The organism is Streptomyces sp. NPDC059564 (assembly GCF_042735575.1).
GTDB lineage: Bacteria > Actinomycetota > Actinomycetes > Streptomycetales > Streptomycetaceae > Streptomyces.
The window spans coordinates 39,046-53,664 of record NZ_JBHWBP010000002.1; the positions used below are offsets into that span (position 1 = coordinate 39,046).

Below are 14,619 nucleotides of genomic sequence, written 5' to 3' on the forward strand. Positions count from 1 at the left end.
CCCGGGGGGCAGAGGGATCAGAACCGGTGCTGGAAGTTCATCTGCCGGACGGTGCCGCTCTTCGAGACGGTGGTGGCGAGGCTGCGCACGGCTCGTACGGCGGCGCCGGCGGCGCGCGTGTCCGTCGGTTCGGGGTACTGGTGGGCGTGTGCTGTGGTGCTCATGTGGTGTTGGTTCTCTTCTCCGCGCGGCGTGCCGCCGGCTGCCGGCCTCGCCGCGACATGCGGCGCGCACAGTCCAGTCGGGTTCGGATTGGGGTGGAGGCGGGTGCTCAGACGTCGTCGGCCGAAGCGCCGTGGCGCGGCGTGGACGACGTCGAAGCTCTCTCCCGGCCACCCGGCTGACATCCAGTCAGTTCGAATCCGGGCGTGAATGACCGCAAACCATGCATCAGTTGGCCCCCCGTTCAGTGCATGAGTCGGTGACGTTAGCGGCCACAGCCGCGCTCAAGGGGCGCTGGAGACGAACGATCTCAGCCACCAAGACAGCCTTGTGTGATCGACCAAATGAGCGGCTCGGATGGCGATCCAAATTTGTGCGTTACGGCCCTGACGCCCGCCGGGGAATTCCGCATCTACTTATTGCAGCGTCCGTCCCGGCCTTGTTTCCGCGCTCTGAATGCGTGAACGGCCAGGGGTTTTTCAGGCGGATCGCGTTGCTACGGGGGCGTCGCAATGCAAGAGGAGGCAGAGCCTCCGTTCCTTCATTTTCGGACATCACGACTCACATCCCCTGTCGCATTGCCTTGCAGTGACTGGCGCCGTGGGCCGGCCGGCCTCCGGGACAGTCACGACTGTCCGGATCTCGCACACCGCACTTAAGGAACAGCAAGTTGAGCGCAATTCGCGATGAGCTCGCCCGCCACATCGACCAGGGCGTTATTCCGCCTTTCAACTACGCATACCCTTCGCGTAGCGCCTACCGGCCCCTGAATGGGGCCTGGAACATCAAGGACATCTGGGATGAGGACCTGAAACGCCATCCCGTTCCGGAACTCAACCTCTACCTGCACGTCCCGTTCTGTCGCTACAAGTGCGGGTTCTGCAACCTGTACACGGTCATTTCCGAGGACATGGACGTCTACGACGCGTACATGGACGCGCTCTGCACCCAGATCCGCGACCACGCCGAGATCATCCAGGCCCGCCGGCTGCGCACCATCTACATCGGCGGCGGTACACCCAGCCTGCTGAGCCTGCGCCACTTCGAGCAGCTCTTCGCCACCTTCGACGAGGTCTACCCGAACTGGCGCAGCACGGTGGAGGAGGTGGCCATCGAGGCCACGCCGGACTCGATCGTCAAGGAGCCCGGCACCCTCGAAGGCCTCATCGCGATGGGCCTCACGCGGGCCAACATCGGCATCCAGTCGCTGGTTCCGGCGGAGATCCGGGAGGCCGGCCGCGGCCAGGCCAACGAGAAGGTCATCCGCGAGGCCATCCAGATCACCCGCGACAAGCAGCTGCCCAACCTCAGCACCGACCTGATCATGGGCTTCGCCGGTCAGACCCCGGACAGCTGGCGGCACTCCGTCGACGAGCTGGTGGCACTGGCCCCCGAGACGATCAGCACCTACTTCCTCACCGTGCGGCCCGACGCCTGGTTCTCCAAGACCGGCGCCTACCAGTACATGTGGAACCCGGACCTGTACGAACGCTACGACTACGCGAACGCCAGGTTCCGCGAGGCCGGCTACGTGCAGGAGTCGAACGTCCGGTACAAGAAGCTCGGCCGCGGCGGCTACCAGCAGAAGGTGCTCACCTTCCACGGCGTGCCCCTGCTGGGCCTCGGTGCCGGCGCCCGCAGCTACACGAGCTCGGTCGACTACATGGTCGGCAACGTGAAGCCGAGCCTCAGCGAGGTGGCGGACTACATCAAGCAGGCCCGCAACCACGAGCTCACGCCGCAGACGGGCTTCGTCCTCGACGACGAGGAGATCATCCGCAAGCGGCTGGTCCTCGACACGTTCGACCTGGACCTGCACGAGCTGGACCGCTTCGGCTACCAGGAGAAGGCGCACCTGTTCGAGCCGGCCCTCGTCGCGGCCGAGGAGCTCGGTCTGCTGCGGCGGCTGCCCACCGACCGCGTCCAGCTCACCGCGGACGGATTCAAGTACCGCGACGTTCTCTCCTGGATGTTCTTCTCGAAGAACGTCATCGACCTCGACCGCGAGTACTACGAGCGGCTGCACCACCAGAACAAGCGCGCCCAAAAGCACATGGGCGGCGAGCCGATTCGCATCTCCGGCCTCAAGACGGTCGGCGCCTGATCCGCTCCCCTTCCCGGCGCGAGCCGATTCGCCACCGCCCCGGCGCACACCCGCATTCATCGAGCGGGTGCCACCGGGGCGGTGGTGCTGGCGTGCGCGCGTGCGCACGCCGGCGATCTCCAGACCACCCCGATCCGATGGGCCAGGTATTGCCATGCGATTTCTCACCGATCATCCGGTGCCACACGACCTGACGTACGACGACCTCTTCATGGTGCCGAGCCATTCGGCCGTGGGGTCCCGCATGGCGGTGGACCTTTCGACACCGGACGGAACCGGAACAACAATTCCACTTGTCGTCGCCAACATGACTGCCGTATCGGGTCGCCGGATGGCCGAAACCGTGGCCCGCCGTGGCGGAATATGCGTGATTCCGCAGGACATTCCCACGGATGTGGTGGCCGAGGTCGTGGGGTGGGTCAAGAGCCGTCATCTCGTCCACGACACCCCGGTGGCGCTCACCCCCGAGGCGACCGTGGCCGAGGCCTTGTCGCTTCTGCCGAAGCGCGCTCACGGCGCCATCGTCGTCGTCGAGGCGGACCGGCCGGTGGGCATCGTGACCGAGACGGATCTGCAGGGCGTCGACCGCTTCACCCAGCTGCGCGAGGTGATGTCACACGAACTGCTCACCCTGCCCGAGGAAGTGGAACCGCGCGCGGCGTTCGATCTGCTCCACGAGGGTCGCCACCGGCTCGCACCCGTCATAGACGGGTACGGCCGGCTCACCGGGATCCTCACCCGGTCGGGTGCCCTGCGCGCCACCGCATACCGCCCGGCAGTGGACGGGCGCGGCCGGCTGCGGATCGCCGCTGCGGTGGGCATCAACGGTGATGTGGCGCTGAAGGCCAAGCAGCTCCTCGAGGCGGGTGTCGACGTCCTCGTCGTCGACACGGCCCACGGCCACCAGGACAAGACGCTGGAAGCCCTGCGCGCGGTGCGTGCCCTGGACCCGCAGGTTCCGGTCGTCGCCGGGAACGTGGTGACGGCTGCCGGTGTCCGTGACCTCGTCGCCGCGGGCGCCGACATCGTCAAGGTCGGTGTGGGACCCGGCGCCATGTGCACGACGCGGATGATGACCGGTGTGGGCCGCCCCCAGTTCTCCGCCGTTCTCGAATGTGCCGAGCAGGCGCGCGACCTGGGCAAGCACGTCTGGGCCGACGGCGGTGTCCGCCACCCCCGGGACATCGCACTTGCGCTGGCCGCCGGCGCCTCGAACGTCATGATCGGTTCGTGGTTCGCGGGGACCCACGAGTCCCCCGGCGACATCCACCTCGACACCGACGGCCGCCGCTACAAGGAGAACTTCGGCATGGCCTCCGCGCGCGCCGTCAAGCACCGCACCGCCGAGGAGTCCTCGTTCGACCGGGCCCGCAAGGCTCTGTTCGACGAGGGCATCTCGACGTCCCGGATGTACCTCGACCCCCAGCGTCCGGGTGTGGAGGACATCATCGACGAGATCGTGGCCGGAGTGCGCAGCTCGTGCACCTACGCGGGTGCCGCCTCCCTCGACGAATTCCACGATCGCGCCGTCGTCGGAGTCCAGGGAGCGTCCGGCTACGCGGAGGGCAAGCCCCTGCACACCAGCTGGTGAGCAGGCAGCCGGCTGATCAGCCGGCTGCCGTCGGCCCTCCCGGAAGGAGAATGCCTTGCTGAGTGCGCTTGGCCTCGACAGCGAGGCCGAGTCCGTGTACCGCACCTTGTTGACCCACCCGAACCTAGGAGTCCCGGGACTCGCCGAGGAACTGGGCGTCCCCCTCGAACAGGTGCGCCGGTCCTTCGACATGCTGGCCCGGATGGCTCTGGTCGGAGAGGGGGCCAACGGCGCCGGCAGCTACGCGGTGAGCCCCGACGTCGGGCTGACCAGCCTCTTGGCCCAGCAGGAAGCAGACCTCGCCGAACGGCAGAAGGAGCTGGCGGTCACCAAGGCCGCGGTCGCACAGATACTCGCCGGCTACGACCGGCAGGGCACCGCCCGGCGCCGCCCGGACGTGGACCAGCTGGACGGGATCGATGAAATCCGCTTCCGCATGGGCGAGTTGGCCCGCACGTGCAAGGGCGAGCTGATGGCCTTCGCCGACGGAGGACCGCAGTCCGCAGAGACGATGGAGGCAAGCAAGCCACTGGACCAGGAGCATCTGCGACGGGGCATACGGATGCGCACCCTCTATCTCTCCAGCATCACCAACTCGCCTCCGACCGTGGAGTACGCGCGCTGGCTGGAGGCGACGGGCGCGTCGGTGCGCACCGCCTCCTCACTCCCGATGCGCATGACGATCTACGACCGCCAGGCCGCAGTGGTTCCCACGGACCCGGACAACGCGACCGGCGGCGCGCTCGTCCTGCGAGGATCGGGGCTGGTCGCGGCGCTGTGCGCGCTGTTCGAACACGTCTGGCAGGAGGCCACCCCGCTCGACGGTGGCCACGCGCGGCATCCTGGGTCCGGCCTGTCGAGCCAAGCCCACGCGGTACTGGGACTCCTGGCCCAGGGACACACCGACGACGTGGTCGCCCGCAAGCTGGGCGTCTCCGTACGCACTGCCCGGCGGACCACCGCGGAGCTGATGGAGCGGCTCGGGGCCCGCAGCAGGTTTCAGGCCGGAGTCATCGCGGGCGAGCGCGGCTGGCTGCAAGGAGGTGGTGAACCGGCGTAACCGGGCATCCTGGTAGAAGGAGGCGACAGAAGGGGCCCGTCCACCTGTCCGTGGCCGCTGCCGCTGCCGCTGCCGCTGCCGCTGCCGCTGCCCGAGTCGAGCCGCGCCCCGACGAGGTACACGACTCAGCCCCAGCCGTTGGTCTCGGCGACCGCCAGGGTGGCGGTCAGAGCCGCGGAGAGGGCGTGGCGGCCGATGAGGCTGCTGTTCTTTCGCACGACAATTCCCTGTCTCAGAGTCGGGTCCTGGCTTGCGGGCTCTTCCGGGCACATTGAATTCTCGTCGCCCGGAGGTGCCCTGTCAGCCATCGGAGCTGTCAGGCTCCTGCAATGGCAGCCTCATGCCCCCGGCGACAGGGAGCTGCCAGGGCAGGTCTCTGCCAGGCCCACGCGTCGACATCCCCCTACCGCACCGGCAAGACTCCTGGACATCGGAAAGCACAGCTCCCGGAATACCGGAATACCGGAGAGTGCCACTCGGACCATCAGCCAAGGGAAAAGCCATGACTCAGCTTCTGATTGCCGCAGGCGGCGGCGGCGACGTCATCGGCACGACTCTGGTGCACGGCGCGCTCAGCGGCGATGAGCCCGCCGTGGTCCTCAGCTACTCGTGGGAACGCCTCGTGGTCGATCCGATTCCCGGGCCGCGCTCGGGCCGCGACTTCTCGGGACTGCGCCCCATGACCCGGCACATCTCGGAGATCACCGAGCACAGCGCCGCCATCGCCCCGGCCGGCTCCACGTTGCCCCGTCTCGCCCGCGACCTCCCCATCACCCTGGGCCTGCTCGACCCCTACGACGGCGTCCAGGGCCTGGCCCGCCAGATCGCGGAGGCGGCAGAGCGGTACGCGGTGGACGAGGTCAAGGTGGTCGACATCGGCGGCGACGTCTTCGCCCGCGGCGACGAGCCGACACTGCTCAGCCCGCTCCCGGACGCCCTGGTCATGGCCGCCTGCGCTACGGCCGGTGTGAACGCCCACCTGTACCTCGCGGGCCCCGGGCTGGACTGCGAGATCCCCGAGCGGGATCTGCTCCCGGACATGGGAACCGACTACTTCACCCTCACCGACGAGCACACCCGAGTCGTCGACCACGTCTTCGACTGGCACCCCTCGGAGGCGAGCGCCCTGCTGGCCGCCGCCGCCCGCGGCCTGCGCGGCAGCTGCGTCGTGCGGGACACCGCCCGCCCCGTGGAACTCTCCGACGCGAGCGCACGGGTCTACCGCATCAGCACCGACCGGGTCCTGCAGCGCAACCGCCTGGCCCACGAGCTCCACCGCTCGGGCAACGCCGACCTGGCCGCGGCCGAGCGCATCAGCCTCGGCGTCTGCGGATTCTCCGAGCTCCAGCGCGAACGCGACCGCGCCCTGCTCCTGCACGAGGCAGGCTCCCCCGACGGCTCCCCCGAGCAGGCACTGCGCGCCATCGACTCCTGGCTCGAACGCCTCCAGGACCAGCACCGCCAGGCGCGCTACGTCACCTTCCGCGCCGTGGCCGAAGGCCTCGGCCTCACCGGCGCCGCCGCCCGCACCCTCCGTACCCGACTGATCGCCGAACGGCCCCACCAGTACGCGGCTCCTCTGCTCGCCGTTGCGGCCTGACGGTGTGGGGTCTCCGTCCGTGCCGGGGGCGTCAGCCCAGGCGGCCGACGTGGATGACCACGATGATTGCGGTGGCTTCGGTGATCTCGCAGAGGACCCGGTAGCGCGACCAGCGGCACGGCCGCCCTGCTGTTGTTCCCCAGCGTGTTCCCCGATGCCGAGTCCGCCCTGGTCGAAGACGACCGCACCCTGACGTCCACCGACTTCATGTCTGGCGCGACGGAGGACCGCTACCCCGATGTCTTCCGCCTCGCCCGGGCCGAAGGCGGTGGCAGGCCCGAAGTCCGAGCCGAGATCACCGGCCTCCTGGACCGACTGGCTCACCACAGCGTCGTCCTGGGCCACGACACCGACGCCGCCGATTTCCTCGGCAAGCTCACCGGCACCCCGTAGCCGGCCGCAAACTCCCGCCTTGTGTCTACGGCCCGGGGCGGGTGCACCACCCACTGCGCCACTCGGAGCAGCACCACGGCGGCGGCCTCAGCACCGCTCTCCCCGAGCACGCCGACCCGCGCATCACCATCCGCTGATGGCTGAGCTTCGTCCCCGCAGCGCAGGGAGCAGACGATCCGGTCCTTGAAGGCCCAACCGGTCTGAGGTTCATCCCCGCAGGCACGGGGAGCAGCATGGTCAGAGCCACGAGCCTATGCGGAGGCCGGCTGTTTCCGACACCCAAGGACGACGGCGACATGCACTGCGAGGCCCTGGCCACCGCAGTGGAGAACGTGGAAGGCATGGCCCTCCAACGGCCTGCCGGCGGGCGCTCATACGCCCGCCCGGAGATCCGCGGCGGCCCCGGCTGACTTCCCAGGGTTTGAGACGGACCTTCTGGTGGCGCCAATACCTCGTTAGCATCCACCAGCTCTTACCCAAGGTAAGGACCAGCGGGCGCACCACCAGTACGCCCGCCCGGCTACGGGCTGTACCCAGCCTGAAAGGCCCTCACGTACCTGTCTCGTACCGGCTCCTGAGGCCAAGGTGCAGTCGCCTCCCGACAACGAGAAGGCGTTCATCGGCGCGCTCATCGCCGCCGCCCGCACCAACGGGACACCGGGGTTGGCCGACCACACGGGGACCGCATCCGCCGACGACCCAACGCAGACCATCGCCAAGGACCGCAAGCAGTGCGGCAGGAGACCCATGGCCGAACTCCTCCAGCTCGGCAAGAGCATCTTCCGCGCCTACGAGGCCGACGCCATCAAGGCCCGCGAACCCTTCATCTGCGAGTAGCCACCTCATCGAAGAAAGAGAACCCGACTCGTGTCCGACCAGCCCGACAGCCCCCAACGCCCCCAAGCAGGCGAGGCCGCCAGTCTTCCGCCCATGCCGGTGACGCCGCCCGTCCCGATGGTGCCCCGCGTGTGGAAGCGCGCGGCCATCGCCGCGACTGCTGTGGCCTTCCTCAGCTTCGCGGCAGCCTCCGCCGCCATCGTCTACACCCTGAGTACCGACCATGGTCCCGGCGAAGCGGCACCGGCGCCCACCGTGACCGTGACGACCACGGAGAACGTGATCACAGCGCCACTCCCCGCCCCGCAGAACAGCAGCCGCACCGTCAGACCGGGCGGAGAGATACGCGAGAACGGCACCCTCCCGGGAGGCATCGCCGAACGCGACGTAAAGATCCTCAACCAGGGGCTGACGAACAACGGCTACGGGAGCGTCTACAAGGTCACCTGCCAGATCGCCAACAACGGCCCGGACGATGCCGACTACTTCGTGGTCTACGACGTCCTCGACAAGGACGGCGACTACGTGGGCGCTGCGATCTGCGCTGCCGAACGACTCGGCGCCGGTAAGACGAAGGCCGACGAGGGGGCCTTCCGCAAGACCCCCGACGCGAACGGCACCCCCGAAGACGTCAAGTCGATCAGGCTCCAGTACGTCACCAGGAAGCCCGTCGTCTAACCATCCGCCCGGCCCGCACCCGACGCAGGCCGGACTCACGCCTGGAAGGACCCCGGTGACCGTCCCGCCCGAACCGCCGATCGCCCCACCGCCCGGCTACGGCTACCCGCCCCCGTACGGCCCCCAGATAGCGGCGCCGCCGGCACCCACGTCCCGCAACCGCTGGCGAGCGATCACCATCGGCCTCGCCGTCATGCTGGCCCTGGCAGGTGCTGCCACGGCAGGCGCCGTCCTGACCGGCGGCGACGAGCAAACCCCCAAGCCGAAGGCCGCGCCGACACCGGCCACCAGCCCCGACCCGGACAACTATCAGCTCCTGACCGACACCGAGAAGACCTTCGCCAGGACCTTCACGAAGAAGGCGGCAGAGCTGGGCCTGGGCATCCCCTGGGCCGGTCAGAGCCCCGAGCGCGTGCGCACCAACATCCAGGGCATGACCCAAAGCTGCGCCTACGGCCAAGAGCAGCGCATAGCAACCTCGCCCGGCCTGCCCCGTGAGCAGGCCATCGCCCTGGACAACCTGACCATCACGTACCTGTGCCCTTCCTATGTCGGGCCCGCTGCTCCGGCCCCGGCCCCCGCTCCGGTGCCCGCCGTTACCCCAGGGGGAGGGAGCACCGACAGCAGCCCCACCGGCCTCGCGAACCAGTTCCACGGCTATGCGCTCGTCCAGTGCTCGTCGCAGGAGTACCAGGCCGTCACGACAGTGACCCGCATGATCGCGTCCGGAACTGCTGCCTACGCCTCCCTCAGGATGGACACCACCCTGCCCGCCGGCTCGAACAACCAGGGCAACCTGATCATGTCCTGCTTCAAGGGCATGTCCGGGAAGTTCATGAAGGGCACCACCGGACTCATCGGCGTCTACGCCAGTGACGGCTCCACCCTGGTGCTCAGCACCTTCTGACTCCGGCCCAGCCGCTTGCCGCCGTCCGTCCACGGCGGCACCGGCCAAGACGCCGGACGAGCACCACCGAGGCTCAGGCCCAGCCCAACTCCGCAGCCGATACTCGCCGACGCCGTGCTACAACGTGATGCGTCCGGTCAGCCACCATTCGAGGCAGGTCGCGAGGTTCGGCGCGACCCAGGTGCGGCTGTCGTCCTCGTGGTTCCACACGAACACATCGGGTCGGCGGATCCTCGGGAGGAGCGCGAAGAGATCTCCGTTTCCCGCATCGGCAAAGAAGAGCAGGGGATCGAACGGCATGTAGAGCGTGGTGAGATCTCTGTCCTCGCGCATGCTGAGGTTCTCGGAGGCGATCCGTTCCGCCGACCAGATCAGACCGTCTCCGTACTCGCCCTCGATGCCGTTGCTCTCGCGGAGAAGAGCGGTGAGGTCCTCAGGCAGCGGATGGCCGAGGACGGAAGCGCATCGGTGCAGCGATGCTTCCGACGCCGCCGGCTGAAAGGCCGCCGATCCGGACAGGACGGTAACGAGCTCGGTCCACATGGTCGGGTCACACTCCAGCGTCAGGCCTGCCACCGAGCATCGGAGGGGTTTCGCCAGCCCGTTGGCCCCTCCTCATCTGAGCAGGAGGCGCACCTGATCGTCGCATGAGGAGCACGACGAACCAGTCAGCAGGTGCACGCAGAGGGGCTCCCGGCACGGCGGTCCCTTGTCCGGTCCTCGGACGTCTCACAGCAGCCGCTCGTCCAGCGTCAGCGTGGCCAGGCCGGCCGGGCCGTGGATGTGCAGGGCCGTGCCCTTCGGGCCGGTGCCGGCGGCCAGGGCGTGGACCGGGGCGCCGGTGAGCAGGGTGTGGCGGAGTTCGCCGGTCAGCGGGTCCCGGATCTGGACCCCGCCCGGGTTCCCCAGAGCCAGCAGGGTGCGGCCGTCGGGCAGGGGCAGGGCGGCCAGGGCCTGGGTGTCGCGGACGGGGCAGGCGGCGAGCAGGGTGCCGTCCGATGTGTCCCAGACGTGGAGGGCGGACGGCGTCACGGCGGCCAGGAGCGTGCGCTCGCGCAGCTGGAGGACGCACTGGGCGACGTACACGCGCAAGCGCCGGCCCTCGGCCCGCAACATGCGGACCAGGTTCCCGGATGCCAGGTCGACCAGGTCGATCCCGTCGGTGCCGACCACGGCGATGACGTTCGTGCCACCGGCGCTGCCCGGAGGGAGGGCGGCGCACGCGCGTGCCTGTTCGACGCGCTGGTGGTAGGTGGCAGTCGAGACTGCTGTCTCCCCGGTCGCCGGGTCCCACGTCGTACATCTGATCTCCCCGTCCCTCTCCAGGACGGCGAACAGCAACAGGTCCGTCGGCATCCGGACGATGCACGACCTCGTGTAGGAGTACCGGTCCGTTGGAAGACGGCCTACAGTCTCGCCCGACACGAGGTCCCACATCGACCATCCCGTCCGCCCTGCGACCACCACGTACGAGGTACCGGGAGGCGAGGGAACCGGCTCCGCCGACATCGCGGGACCTGTGCGGATCACACGCAGTCGTTTCCCCGTCGCCGCGTCGTGGACGTCGAGCCCTTCGCCGGTCGCGACGGCGACGAGGCCGTCGGTCCCGTCGGAGAGGCGGCCCTCCGGCCTGATCAGAGTCCAAAGACCGCCACGGCCCGGCCGTTCCCACCACAGGCGGTTCAGTATCTCCGTAGAGGACGGCGCCTCGGGTTCGCCGTTCCTGCCGAGGTCCCAGAGTCTGATGCCCTCCAGTTCGGCCGACACGATCCTCAGGCCGGTCGGGCCCTCCAGCGCAGCGATGGCGTTGACGGACGCGATGTCGCCCTCGAGGTACTCCTCCGCGGTGCCGTCGATGTCGCGGACCACGATGCGTCCGACCTCGGCGTAGGCGAGGGTCCTGCCTCCCGGCAGCACCGTCACGGCGTGTCCGTCGATCCGTCTGTGCGGCACCGGTTCACCGCGGAACGGATCCCACAGCTGCCTGAGGGAAGCCGCGGCGACCCCGTTCCTGATCAGGAGCACGTCGTCCTCCCCTTGTCTGGCGACGGCCATCGGGGCGTATGCCCCCGTCCCACCGAAGAGGGGATGTGCCGTGAGGCCCGATGCGGGGTCCCAGAGCCGGATGCCGTCCCGGGTGACCACGGCCACCAGTGCGTGTCCGTCCGCCGTGCGGACGACCGCCGTCGAGTTCCGCGAGGCGACCCGGCGCACCGCCGGGAAGTCCTCGGCCCTGGAGACCCTTCCCGTTCCGGCGTCGTGCGAGTCACGCGCGGTGGGTCTCCAGAGGAATGCGCCCTGCGCCGTAAGGACGAACAACTCCCACTTCGCGGAACCGTCCTTCAGGACATGGACCTCCTCCGCGATCGGGAAGGGTGCGTGGGCGATGGGCTGGCCCGACGTCGGATCGTGGATCGTGACGCTGTCGGAGTTCCCCGCGACCAGGAAGGTCCGCCCGCCGGCGGTCCGGATCGGGCACAGCGACCGCACGGGCTCCGTTTCGGAGGCGATCTCGGCCGCCAGCCGGCCCGTCGCCGCGTCCCGGATCTCTACGTGCCCGCGTCGTGACATCACCGCAATCAGGGTCCGCCCGTCCAGGGTGGGCACGACGCACAGGCTCTGTGTCTCCCCCCGGGTCGGTGCGAGGACGTTCGCGCGTGCCGCCCACCGGCCCCAGGCGAGTACGGCCGGGAACCTGTCCGACGCCTCCCACGGCTCACCCCGTACGCCCCGCTGGAACGCGATGCTGCTCGCGCGCGAAGCCACGTCCACGCTCTCGTCGACGTACGGCTCGATCAGCGCCGCAGCCGTCAGCATCCGGCGCTCCCGGTCCGCCGTCGGCAGCGGCAGCCCGAGGCGGGCCCGGAGCGTGCCGGAAACCTCCTGGGCCAGCAACTTCGGGGGCACACTCGCGTCGGACAGGACCTCTCCGGCCGCCGCGTGGTGCAGGAAGTGCCTGCGGACGTACGGGTGGGCGGGGTGCGGCCAGGACCGCTCGACGAGGTCCGCCAGGGCTCGGGTGATCTCGACGTGCGCCTCGACGAGTGCCCGCGGGCTGGTGGCCGGATGCCAGTGGCTGGAGGCTGTGGCGGAGGGTGGGGCCAGCAGCCAGTCGTGGTCCGCGAGCAGGAGGTCGGTCAGCCGTTGGTGGACCGGCCGGTAGACGGTACGGGCGTCCTCCTCGGCGGTGGCCAGGTAGCCGGTGAGGCGGCTGGCGCGGAGCGTCCGGATGGCATGGCCGGCGGTGTCGGTGCCGACGTACCCGGGCCCGTATTCGGCCGCGGCCAGCGCGACGGTGACGGCCGGCCAGACCTCCGCCCAGGGCAGACCGGCGCCCGGGGCGAACGTGGTCGCCCGCAGGACGGTCGCCAGCAGGTCCGCCGGGACCCCGGTGCTCGCCGAGACGGCCTTGATGTCCTCGCGGAGGAGTCCGATGGTCCCGTCGGCGAGGCGGTCCAGCCAGCCTTCCTCGGTGAGGTCCTGGAGGCTCGTGGCCTTGCGCAGTTGGTCGGCGGCGATCCGGGCGTCCAGGAAGGAGGGCGCGACGGCGTCCGCGATGACGCGTGCGGCCTCGGCGGCCTCCGCCGCGCCGTGGTAGGGGCTGTCGGACGGCGTGAGCAGCAGGGTGGCGGCGTAGGCGGCGATGTCGTCGGCACAGTGCGGGCCGTCGCTGCGCAGGATGCGGGGCCGGACGCCCTCGCTGCCCAGTGCCTCCTCCAGACGCAGCAGCAGGTGGTCCGCGCGGTCGTCGCGCAGTTGCGCCTCGCCCTGATGACCCATGAGCGGGGAACTGCGGATTCCGAGGAGGAGGCGTACGGGGCGGCCGCCGTCCGGAGTGGTGAGGCGGGCCAGCGGCAGGACGACGTCGTTGAGGAGGGCGAGCGGGTCCTGGGCCTCGTCGAGCGCATCGATGACGACGGTGACGTGCCCGGCAGCCCCCTCGTTGCTTGCCGCCATGCGCTGCAGCAGGTCCTGCAGAGGCACCCCCGTACCGGAGCCCTCCTCGTTCTCGACCGCGCCGAACGCGCTCAGGAGGTCCTCCACGACCGTCCGGGCGGATTTGTTGCGCGCAAGTACGGCGATGTCCACTGTCCCCGGGTCCGGCCGCAGTTCGGCAGGGATTCCCGCCACCATGGCGGCGTACTGCGGATCGGCGGTGAAGGCCGGGTCGGAGAGGGTGACCACTCGGGCCAGCAGCGCGGACTTGCCGGAGCCGGCGGCGCCGGTGACGACGAGAACGCCGTGGCCCTCGCCCTCGCGCCCGTTGTTGCGCTCGTCGTTGCGCAAGAACCCTGCCAGGACCCTCATCGGCTCGGCCCGGCCGCTGAAGTACCAGCCCGGGTCGTCGTCGGTCGCCCGCCCCGACGCGCGCTCCAGCCAGAACTCGTCGAGGGGACTCAGGGACGCGCCGGTGCCCGTGGTCCTCGTCAGGGTCAGTTGGCGGAGCGCCGGGCCGGCCGTACTCACGGCGGGCCGGTAGCGGGGGTTCGGCAGGCAGGCACTCAGGCGCTTGCCAGGCTTGCCCGGGACGACCCACTCGGCGCTGATGAGGTCCTTCTCGCGGCCGTCCTCGTCCTCTCCGACCTCGTCCAGGAGCTTCTCCCACTCCCGGAACGACAGGTGGGAGGCGGTGTATCCGGCGGCCTCGTCCTGCATCCGCTCGTACGCGAGTGCCACCCGCTCGGTGAAGGAGCCGACGCGGGGCTGCTCGTGATGGAGCCCAGCGGTGATGACAACGACCCCATCGGCGGTGAGACGGTCGGGGGACAGGTCTTGCCGCAGTGAGGAGAGTTCGGCGTTCAAGTTGCCGGAGAAGCACGAGTCGACGAGTACGAGCACGTGCTCCGACTCGCTGTCCAGGACCCCGGTGATCAGCTCACTGGTCGGAAATGCCGTGGCCAGCAGGCGCTCCGGATCTGTCTCCGCGAGCGTCAGGTAGTGGCGCTGCGTGCTGCGGCACAGGCCGTGGCCGGTGATGTAGACGACGACGGCTTCCTGGTAGTCGGCGGCGGCCAGGTTCTCGTCGTGCAGGAAGGCACGCAGGTCCCGTACTGACCTCACTGCGGGTGCCCGGCTCACCTCGAAGCGCCGGTCCTCGTCCAGAGTGGGGTCGGCGAGCCAGCCTGTGATGCGCTCGACCTGGGCGGCGATGGCTTCGTCGAACCCGGGGGGACTGGCCTCGTAGCCGCCGACCGCGACGATGACGAGGCGCCGCCGGGTGATGCCTTCCAGCTCTTCCGCGGTCAACTTCCCTCCCTGTCCCCCACGGTGCCGCCGTGCGGAGGCG

General features: G+C 69.6%; 11 protein-coding genes. 8 read left to right on the forward strand and 3 right to left on the reverse strand.

Annotated elements, in window-relative coordinates; genetic code table 11:
- Nucleotides 1-17: 17 nt before the first annotated feature.
- Nucleotides 18-164 carry a hypothetical protein gene (locus tag ACFV0Q_RS00885; RefSeq protein WP_384998354.1) on the reverse strand — a complete coding sequence of 49 codons (147 nt, stop codon included), beginning with the start codon at nt 162-164 and terminating at the stop codon, nt 18-20.
- Between the two features lie 668 nt (nt 165-832).
- On the opposite strand from ACFV0Q_RS00885, the gene ACFV0Q_RS00890 reads away from it, so the two are divergent.
- The 8 genes from ACFV0Q_RS00890 (at nt 833) to ACFV0Q_RS00925 (ending at nt 9,332) form a co-directional block, all read left to right on the forward strand.
- Nucleotides 833-2,266 (forward strand): coproporphyrinogen-III oxidase family protein, encoded by a 1,434-nt coding sequence (locus ACFV0Q_RS00890; RefSeq protein ID WP_384998357.1) that lies wholly within the window; start codon nt 833-835, stop codon nt 2,264-2,266.
- A 154-nt stretch (nt 2,267-2,420) separates the two neighbouring features.
- On the forward strand, nt 2,421-3,857 hold the full coding sequence (locus ACFV0Q_RS00895; protein ID WP_384998360.1) for a GuaB1 family IMP dehydrogenase-related protein: 1,437 nt from the start codon (nt 2,421-2,423) through the stop codon (nt 3,855-3,857).
- A gap of 55 nt (nt 3,858-3,912) precedes the next feature.
- Entirely contained in the window at nt 3,913-4,917 is a 1,005-nt protein-coding gene (locus ACFV0Q_RS00900) for a LuxR C-terminal-related transcriptional regulator (RefSeq protein ID WP_384998363.1), read from the forward strand.
- A gap of 502 nt (nt 4,918-5,419) precedes the next feature.
- Nucleotides 5,420-6,517, forward strand: coding sequence for a DUF1152 domain-containing protein (locus tag ACFV0Q_RS00905; protein WP_384998366.1), 1,098 nt, complete (start codon nt 5,420-5,422; stop codon nt 6,515-6,517).
- A 144-nt stretch (nt 6,518-6,661) separates the two neighbouring features.
- Entirely contained in the window at nt 6,662-6,910 is a 249-nt protein-coding gene (locus ACFV0Q_RS00910; protein ID WP_384998369.1) for a hypothetical protein, read from the forward strand.
- Nucleotides 6,911-7,495: 585 nt separating this feature from the next.
- Complete coding sequence (locus ACFV0Q_RS00915; protein WP_384998372.1) at nt 7,496-7,747, forward strand: hypothetical protein; 252 nt, start codon at nt 7,496-7,498, stop codon at nt 7,745-7,747.
- Between the two features lie 93 nt (nt 7,748-7,840).
- Nucleotides 7,841-8,425, forward strand: a complete 585-nt coding sequence (locus ACFV0Q_RS00920) for a hypothetical protein (protein ID WP_384998375.1) — start codon at nt 7,841-7,843, stop codon at nt 8,423-8,425.
- A gap of 55 nt (nt 8,426-8,480) precedes the next feature.
- Nucleotides 8,481-9,332: a hypothetical protein gene (locus ACFV0Q_RS00925; RefSeq protein WP_384998378.1), complete on the forward strand. Its 852-nt coding sequence runs from the start codon at nt 8,481-8,483 to the stop codon at nt 9,330-9,332.
- Between the two features lie 117 nt (nt 9,333-9,449).
- On the opposite strand, the gene ACFV0Q_RS00930 is transcribed toward ACFV0Q_RS00925, so the two are convergent.
- Together ACFV0Q_RS00930 and ACFV0Q_RS00935 are read right to left on the reverse strand one after the other, a co-directional pair.
- A complete protein-coding gene (locus ACFV0Q_RS00930; protein WP_384998381.1) occupies nt 9,450-9,875 on the reverse strand; it encodes an SMI1/KNR4 family protein in 426 nt (141 codons plus the stop codon).
- A 186-nt stretch (nt 9,876-10,061) separates the two neighbouring features.
- The gene (locus tag ACFV0Q_RS00935) at nt 10,062-14,579 is read right to left on the reverse strand and encodes an AAA family ATPase (RefSeq protein ID WP_384998384.1); all 4,518 of its coding nucleotides are present in this window, start codon (nt 14,577-14,579) and stop codon (nt 10,062-10,064) included.
- Between the last annotated feature and the right edge of the window lie 40 nt (nt 14,580-14,619).

Excerpts from the sequence above, each read along its gene's own strand:
- ACFV0Q_RS00930 (WP_384998381.1), bottom strand. The coding sequence starts at position 9,875 with ATGTGGACCGAGCTCGTTACCGTCCTGTCCGGATCGGCGGCCTTTCAG.
- ACFV0Q_RS00905 (WP_384998366.1), top strand. The coding sequence starts at position 5,420 with ATGACTCAGCTTCTGATTGCCGCAGGCGGCGGCGGCGACGTCATCGGC.
- ACFV0Q_RS00895 (WP_384998360.1), top strand. The coding sequence starts at position 2,421 with ATGCGATTTCTCACCGATCATCCGGTGCCACACGACCTGACGTACGAC.
- ACFV0Q_RS00920 (WP_384998375.1), top strand. The coding sequence starts at position 7,841 with ATGCCGGTGACGCCGCCCGTCCCGATGGTGCCCCGCGTGTGGAAGCGC.
- ACFV0Q_RS00885 (WP_384998354.1), bottom strand. The coding sequence starts at position 164 with ATGAGCACCACAGCACACGCCCACCAGTACCCCGAACCGACGGACACG.